Raw genomic sequence first — 7,793 nt, 5'->3', positions numbered from 1 at the left:
ACGCCGCCAAGCCATTTAAAAAGATCAGCCATCCGGCTGGTCTTTTTTTGCGTCAAGAAGAAATTATGAAGCCCTGTTATATATATAGAAGCTGTTACCTCACCATTGAAAGGGGCTGAAATCGAAAATTGTTCATCCTTTTAAATTTAACCCGTTTCGACTATCGTAACTTAGGATATAAGCGAGATATTAGTACCATCTGCTTAGACATTGGGTTATTAAAATCGATTGCAAATAACTGGATAATTGGATTTAAATAAGCAGCAGTACATATATTTTAGCTAAAAAGAAATTAATTCAGAAACTGGTAACTAAAAATGTGGGAAATATCAAAATAGAAGGAAGCCCTCATAAAGGATAAAATAATTGGTGCCTCTGCAAATAAAAGGTATTCTTCCAACTTGTATGAACACTAACAAATACAAGGCAGGGCTGAACCTTTAAGGTAAATAAGATCCAAAATGAGACCTTCGGAATTTAAAAATAATGAGTATGAGGAATTGCTCTATGGTGATTAAGGACCGCTTCATGAGTTTGACACAATTAAATTAGCGCAGTATAATAATCCAGTAGAACGATATACTAAATAAATTTAACTAATTAGCGGTAGCATAAGTGTTTTATCAATACTTTTCTAATCGATTAAAATTTAGTAGAACGATATACTAACAACAAGCACGATTAGTAGAACGATATACTAGTAATGCGCAAGTTAGTAGAACGATGTACTAACTTAGCCGGTTAATCTATGAAGTTTATTGTTTTATTTAGTACGTCATTATTTTTCTTAAATTTATGGTATGGGGCAAGGGGGCAACATCTGAAAGGCTTAAGAATCAAATTGCATTTCGATAACTTTTTAAATAGGGGTGTGTTTCATGAAAAATCCATTTATAAAAATGGCCACAGGTTTATATATTAGCTATTTTATTTTAGGCATGATCAATATTATCATTGGATCAAATATGGAAAATTTGTCAAATCAATTAAATACCAGTGCCTCAGGGATAAGTTACTTGGTCTCTGCCATAGGAATCGGTAAGTTAGTTTCTTTGTTTTTCGCCGGTAGACTGTCGGATAAATTAGGAAGGAAACCATTTGTTGTTTCAGCATCTTTTATCTACCTGATCTTCCTTATAGGCATACCCTTGGCTCCTAACTATACATTGGCATTTATATTTGCTGTATGTGCTGGTATTGCCAATTCATTTTTGGATGCAGGTACGTATCCAGCACTTATTGAGGCTTTTCAAAAGAAAGCTGGTTCCGCTACCGTATTAGTAAAAGCGTTCGTTTCAATCGGTGCCGCACTTCTTCCATTTATCATGGCGTTCTTTATAGCTAGAGATATGTTTTACGGGTATACATTCTTCTTAATGGCTGCTGTATATCTTGTTAATGGGTTTTTCCTGCTTAAGGTTTCATTCCCGGATCATAAAGCCCAAAGCCAAACTCAGAATGATAAACAAGCTGTGCCGGTTCAACAGCAATTCCTCTCAAAACCGAAGTTTGCTCAGGAAGGTTTGGCCGTCATACTATTAGGCTTCACATCAACTGCTTTATTCATGTTGGTTCAAGTCTGGCTCCCGAACTTCGGACAAGATGTATTGGGACTAACCCAAGCTAAGGCTGTTCAATTGCTTAGTTACTATAGCATTGGCTCCCTTGTTTCTGTCATTTTACTAGCTGTTCTATTGAATAAAGTAATTAAGCCCATTACCGTCATGATTATCTATCCGGTCATTGCGGCATTATCTTTATTGTCACTCATCTACATCCAGCAACCATTTATAACCGTTTTGAGCGCTTTCTTCATAGGGCTTTCAACTGCAGGGGTATTCCAATTAGCCATGACAATAATCACGGAATTCTTCCCTGCCAATAAAGGTACGATCACCTCATATGTAAACATTGCAGGTAGTTCAGCCTTTATCATCATACCCTTCATTACTGGTATCATTTCTAAGAGTGCTGGGTTAACAGCGGTCTTCTTGTTTGATGTGGCAATTGCGGCAATTAGTATTTTATTGGCCGTATTCGTCGCCTATCGATACAAAAAGGTAATTAAAGTTTCCAATTAAACGGTCTAACCGAACATCAGGGGGGATGAACCCCACTGATGATAGTGATAAAAGGGGGATACATCATGCAAACAATCACGATCAAAGACGTAACGATCGGAGAAGGGGTTCCAAAGATCATCGTTCCACTAATGGGGACAACGAAAGAAGAACTGCTTAAAGAAGTTGAAACGGTAAATGCACTACGGCCGGATATCATTGAATGGCGAGTAGATGTCTTTGAACAAGTCGAAAGCTTAGAAGCCGTTTCGGATATGATTACAAAAATTAGAAATGCGGTTCCTAGTACTTTGCTGCTTTTCACTTTTAGAAGCGATAAAGAAGGCGGAAACAAGGAAATCAGCGATGATTATTATTTCCAACTTCTTCATACAGCAATTAAAACGAAGAATATTGATCTTGTCGATGTTGAGTTGTTTTTTGAGGAATCATCAGTGAAGGAGACTGTGAAGGTAGCTGAGGAAAATGGGGTATACGTTGTGATGTGTAACCATGATTTCGATAAGACACCAGCAAAAGAAGAAATCATTTACCGATTGCGTAAGATGCAGGAATTTGGCGCCCATATTCCCAAAATCGCTGTAATGCCCCAAACAGTAGGTGACTTACTCGTATTATTAGATGCAACTTACACGATGAAAACAAAGTATGCCGATCGCCCATTCATTACGATGTCAATGTCGGGTACAGGCCTGGTCAGTCGATTATCAGGCGCGGTGTTTGGATCTGCTTGTACATTCGGTGCCGGAAAAGAAGCATCTGCACCAGGACAAATTCCTGTTACACAATTAAGGAATGTATTGGAAATCATTGATCAAAATATTTAATTCATAATTCCTTCCAAGAAGGAATTTATATAAAGTTTAAAAAATCAGGGGGAGTAGAACATGGAAAATCTAGGACGAATTAATGGGAAAACAGAATTAGTAGGATTGCTGGCAACACCTATCGGACATTCATTATCACCTGCCATGCATAATCTAGCTTTCGATAAATTAGGCTTGAATTGCGCCTATTTAGCATTTGAGGTTGGAAATGAAGAGCTGGAAGATGCAGTCAAAGGGATGCGTGCATTAAATGTAAAAGGATTTAACGTATCCATGCCTAATAAAATGAAGATCCTTCCATATCTTGATGAATTGGCGGACAGTGCTAAATTTTCAGGAGCGGTTAATACAGTTGTCAATGTCGATGGAAAGTTCGTAGGGCACAGCACTGATGGGATGGGATATACCCGGAACCTAAAAGAACATGGTATTGATATTAAAGGCAAGAAAATGACTCTTATCGGTTCTGGTGGGGCTGCTACCCCAATTGCCATTCAATCTGCGCTGGAAGGTGTGGCGGAAATCAGCATTTTTGCTCGTGATGATGCATTCTTCCCTCAAGCAGAAGAAAATGTACGAATCATCAATGAGGATATGAAGCATTTAAATGTGAAAGCCAATGTATACCCTCTTGAAAATGTTGAACAATTAAAGGCTGAAATCGCAACTAGTGATATTTTGGCAAATGGAACCGGCGTTGGCATGAAACCACTTGAAGGCTTAAGTGTCATTCAAGACGAATCAATGCTGCGTCCTGATTTAATCGTAACCGATGTTGTTTACATCCCACGAAAATCTAAACTAATGGAACAAGCTGAAGCTGTAGGTGCTACCGCTATTAATGGTCTTGGGATGATGCTTTGGCAAGGTGCACTAGCCTTTGAATTATGGACAGGTCAACAAATGCCTGTTGATTTCATCAAAGAGCAATTGTTTGCAGAATAAAATGATTCCACTCTGGAGATTCTTCTCCAAATAGAGGTTTTTTTCATACTCGATGTGCATCATTTATTAAATGATTAAAAAAATTGGGTGCACCAAACCTCGGAGCTAAGAAATTCAGGGAGTGAAATCCCCTGTTTTTCTTAGCGTTTTTTTTTGAAAAGTGGTTTTCATGTAAATGGATAACATAAAGGGGAGACTTTAATGTAATTACATTGTGCATTAAGGTGTTATATGGGAGTAACACAACGTGATTTATTATAGGGGTGTAATAATGAAAAATCAGTATTTTAAAGCGGCATCTGGCATGTATATTAACTATTTTCTGCTGGGGATGGTTAATATTATTCTCGCCTCAAACATGCCCTCTTTAACAGAACAATGGGATACGGACTCTACTGGTATTAGTTATCTTATTGCAGCAATAGGAATAGGCAGATTACTCACGTATGGTTTCTCGGGAGTATTATCAGATAAATTTGGAAGAAAACCATTAATCATGGTCTCTTCGGTTATAATGGGCGTTTTTTTAATTGGGATTCCATTTTCCCCCACATATGAAATGGCCTTTGTATTTGCCTTACTTGCGGGAATTTCCAACTCAGCCATGGATGCTGGTACATATCCGGCGCTAACTGAAATGTTTCCTGAATCTGCTGGTTCCGCAAGTGTTATGGTTAAGGCTTTTGGTTCGCTTGGTGCTACAATCCTGCCATTCATCATCTTGTTTCTTACTACGAACCAATTATTTTACGGGTTTTCATTTTTAGTACCGGCTGTCATCTATTTCATGAATATGTTTTTGGTGTTGTCCGCTTCATTTCCAAGCAAATCCGAAGCTGTCAGTAAAGAAGAGGATTTTCACAGTAACAGGTTCATAACGGAACCTAAATTTTGGAGCGAAGGAGTCGCACTAATCATAATTGGGTTTACATCAACTGCGTTATTTACAGTTTCGCAAATCTGGTTACCGAGTTTCGGCCAGGAAGTCGCAGGGATGCCATCTTCAAGTGCAATTAAATTATTGAGCTATTATAGTGTGGGGTCACTTATTTCCGTCCTGCTATTATCCATCTTATTAAACAAATGGATTAAGCCCGTGACGGTGATATTGCTTTATCCAATGATTACTTTACTTACGGTAATCATCATATTAACGAATCATTCACCTATTGTCTTAAGTATTAGCTCCTTTTTCCTTGGAGCCTCGACAGCTGGGATCTTTCAATTAACCATTGCCATAATGACTGAACTTTTCTGGAGAAAAAAAGGAACTGTAACAGGGATCGTTGCGACGGCATCCAGTTTGGCGAGCGTCGTTTTACCAATCGCAACGGGCTTGATCGCTAAGAGTGGGGATATATCGCATATATTTCTTTTTGATTGCTTTATTGCTACTATAGGAATCCTGGCTGCAGCTTTTGTATATTACCGGTATAAGAAATTGACACAGCACCAGACCATATTTAACCATGGCTGAAAGTATTGAAGGATTTGCTTAAAACTCCATCTTCCGGAACTAGGATGGTGTTTTTTTTTGGACTAATGAATAGTGGATATAGATGTTTTGGCGTGATTGAAGATCGTTGAGATTCCCATGTTCCAAAAGCAAGGGTGTAATAATGACAGTAACTATATTATTATAGAAAGAACATGATAATAATAAGTACATCAAAAATACATTCAAGATGGTGATTGAACTATGAAACAATCCAAAAAAGGGCGGGTCACACTGCAACAGGTAGCGAAACATGCTGGGGTATCTACCTCCACTGCTTCCCTTATCGTTCGCAATAACCCTCGAATATCGGAAGCGACGCGAAAAAAAGTATTAAAATCGATGCATGAATTGGGTTATGTGTACGATAGAATTGCAGCAAACCTAAGGTCGCAGAGTTCTGATACTGTAGGAATCATTATTACCGACATATCAAATACCTTTTTTTCTGAATTCCTGATAGGCGTTCACGATGCATTGGATGAGGTCGGGTATACAGTGTTGCTGGGGACTACATTCGACTCGGTTGCCAAGCAAGATCATCTCCTTTCAACCATGATGGAACACAGGGTGGGTGGCCTGATTCTTTGTCCTGTCTCTGAAAGCTCACAAGATACAATTGAACGGTTAAATGAAATTGACACGCCGATGGTGCTTGCTGTCAGGGAACTGCCTGGAGTGAATAGCGACTATGTAGGCATAGACTATCCAGAAGGAGCCAGGATCGCTGTTGATCATCTCCTTGGAAAGGGGCATAAAAGAATTGCGCTCCTTGGTGGCATAAAGGAATCTTCTACTTGGATCGAGAGAATGGAGGGATACCGTGAAGCTCTTTCAAGAGCGGGATTGGAAGTGGATGAATCGTTGGTGATAGATAGTGCCCCTACACGGGAGGGAGGACTTGAGGCTGTTTTGAAAGTACTTGAGAATCCTAATCCGCCTACCGCGATTTTTTGCTTTAGCGACTTAATTGCCTTTGGTGTTATGCAAGGATTAATGATGAAAGGAATTACTCCTGGAAAAGATATGGATATCGTTGGGTTCGATAACGTTCCAGTCGCAGAAATCTATCACCCTCCGCTAACGACCATTTCCTCATTCCCTAGACGTATTGGGAAAGAGGCAGCGAATCTCCTGTATCAGCAAATGGAGAAAATAGAACGTGAACAACAGCGAATCATATTGAATCCAGAACTGATTATTAGAGAGTCTTCCTAAAAAAGAAAAATAAAAAGGTGATTAGTTCACAGGAGGTTAGGTACCGCTGTGCCCTTTTCATCTTTTCTATTATTCTTTTATTGGGAACATTGATTACATATCAGAAAGGTTTGCCTTACTTAAGCGGATCATAAATATCCCAGGCGACTTTCAATGAATCGACTATAAAGTCTGCCACTTCATCAACATCTAGATCATTGGTATTCACTTTTGAATGATGATAGGAGTATATTTCCTGTCTCGTGTAAAAGAGTTCTTCGATTTCCTCAAGGGACCGGCTTTGTAAAACGGGTCTACTATCAATAAGCAAGCCTATTCTCTCTTTCCAGTATTCCCAAGATAAGTCCAGGTAAAAGACAATGCAATTGGATAAACAGATATTCCGTATATCCTCTTGTAAAAATGCCCCGCCTCCAACTGAAATGATTTTCAATTGTTGTTGACTAAGGCTTTCAATCACACTTTTTTCTTTTTCGCGAAAAGCTTTTTCCCCAAACTTCTTGAAGATTTCCGTAGTGGGCATATTGAATTCCTTTTCAATTTCTTGATCTATATCAATAAAGTCCCTATATAATTTCCTGGCTACTTTCTGTCCGATCGTCGTCTTTCCTACCCCCATAAAGCCAATAAAAACGATACTTTGCATCCTCAAAGATGTGTTTTTATTAATCATTTATAAATCCCTCTCCCAACTATTTTTTATAATGATTAAAAGTCTCTCCTGAAATTTTTAAAATATATTTATTATAGTACAAGAAAGTAAAATTGTAAAAAAATATTTTAATATTTGGACAATGGAACCCTGTGCTTTAGCGGTTTAATGTTTAATAACCCTACCCGGAAGGAGCAATCAGGTTTCAGTATTCGATTTATGCATCTAATTATTCGTTTCCTCATCTATCCAGGTTGTTATTGGCATTACCTATCAATTGCATGGTTTATGGATTTTTCCAAATGCATCACTTAGTTGAAGGGGAAGCGGTAGTTCAAATGGATGGGATAAATGATTTTCCTGGTTTATATGTTTTAAGAGGAAGCCAAGGTGTGACAGTCACATTTATTCCTTCATATAAGTGATTAATTCATTTAAAAAGAAAATGTATGAAATGGGTTGACTTAATGGTGGGAAAGGATTAATATAAATAAGCACCAACTAAGACAAACGCAAAACTTCATCGCTTTTGGCAGGTTGCTGAAAGAAATAATAACTATTGACTTCTTACTATG

Annotated in this window: 6 protein-coding genes; 5 read left to right on the top strand and 1 reads right to left on the bottom strand. The window is 38.3% G+C overall.

Annotated elements, in window-relative coordinates:
• The first annotated feature begins 878 nt into the window (after nucleotides 1-878).
• From ADA55_RS05575 to ADA55_RS05555, 5 genes are all read left to right on the top strand, one after another.
• Entirely contained in the window at nucleotides 879-2,081 is a 1,203-nt protein-coding gene (locus ADA55_RS05575) for an MFS transporter (RefSeq protein WP_048680323.1), read from the top strand.
• A 65-nt stretch (nucleotides 2,082-2,146) separates the two neighbouring features.
• A complete protein-coding gene (gene aroD, locus ADA55_RS05570; protein ID WP_048680321.1) occupies nucleotides 2,147-2,908 on the top strand; it encodes a type I 3-dehydroquinate dehydratase in 762 nt (253 codons plus the stop codon).
• Between the two features lie 60 nt (nucleotides 2,909-2,968).
• Nucleotides 2,969-3,853, top strand: coding sequence for a shikimate dehydrogenase (locus ADA55_RS05565; RefSeq protein ID WP_034306141.1), 885 nt, complete (start codon nucleotides 2,969-2,971; stop codon nucleotides 3,851-3,853).
• A gap of 271 nt (nucleotides 3,854-4,124) precedes the next feature.
• Entirely contained in the window at nucleotides 4,125-5,330 is a 1,206-nt protein-coding gene (locus ADA55_RS05560) for an MFS transporter (RefSeq protein WP_048680315.1), read from the top strand.
• A gap of 222 nt (nucleotides 5,331-5,552) precedes the next feature.
• Entirely contained in the window at nucleotides 5,553-6,566 is a 1,014-nt protein-coding gene (locus ADA55_RS05555) for a LacI family DNA-binding transcriptional regulator (RefSeq protein WP_048680312.1), read from the top strand.
• Nucleotides 6,567-6,681: 115 nt separating this feature from the next.
• Here the strand turns inward: ADA55_RS05555 and ADA55_RS05550 are convergent, their stop codons facing one another.
• Nucleotides 6,682-7,239, bottom strand: coding sequence for a shikimate kinase (locus ADA55_RS05550; protein ID WP_048680309.1), 558 nt, complete (start codon nucleotides 7,237-7,239; stop codon nucleotides 6,682-6,684).
• Nucleotides 7,240-7,793 lie beyond the last annotated feature (554 nt).

The sequence above is a fragment of the Bacillus sp. 220_BSPC genome (assembly GCF_001054655.1).
GTDB lineage: Bacteria > Bacillota > Bacilli > Bacillales > DSM-1321 > Peribacillus > Peribacillus frigoritolerans.
Note: the sequence above shows the minus strand (reverse complement) of the source record. Positions and strands in the feature narration are given on the sequence as shown.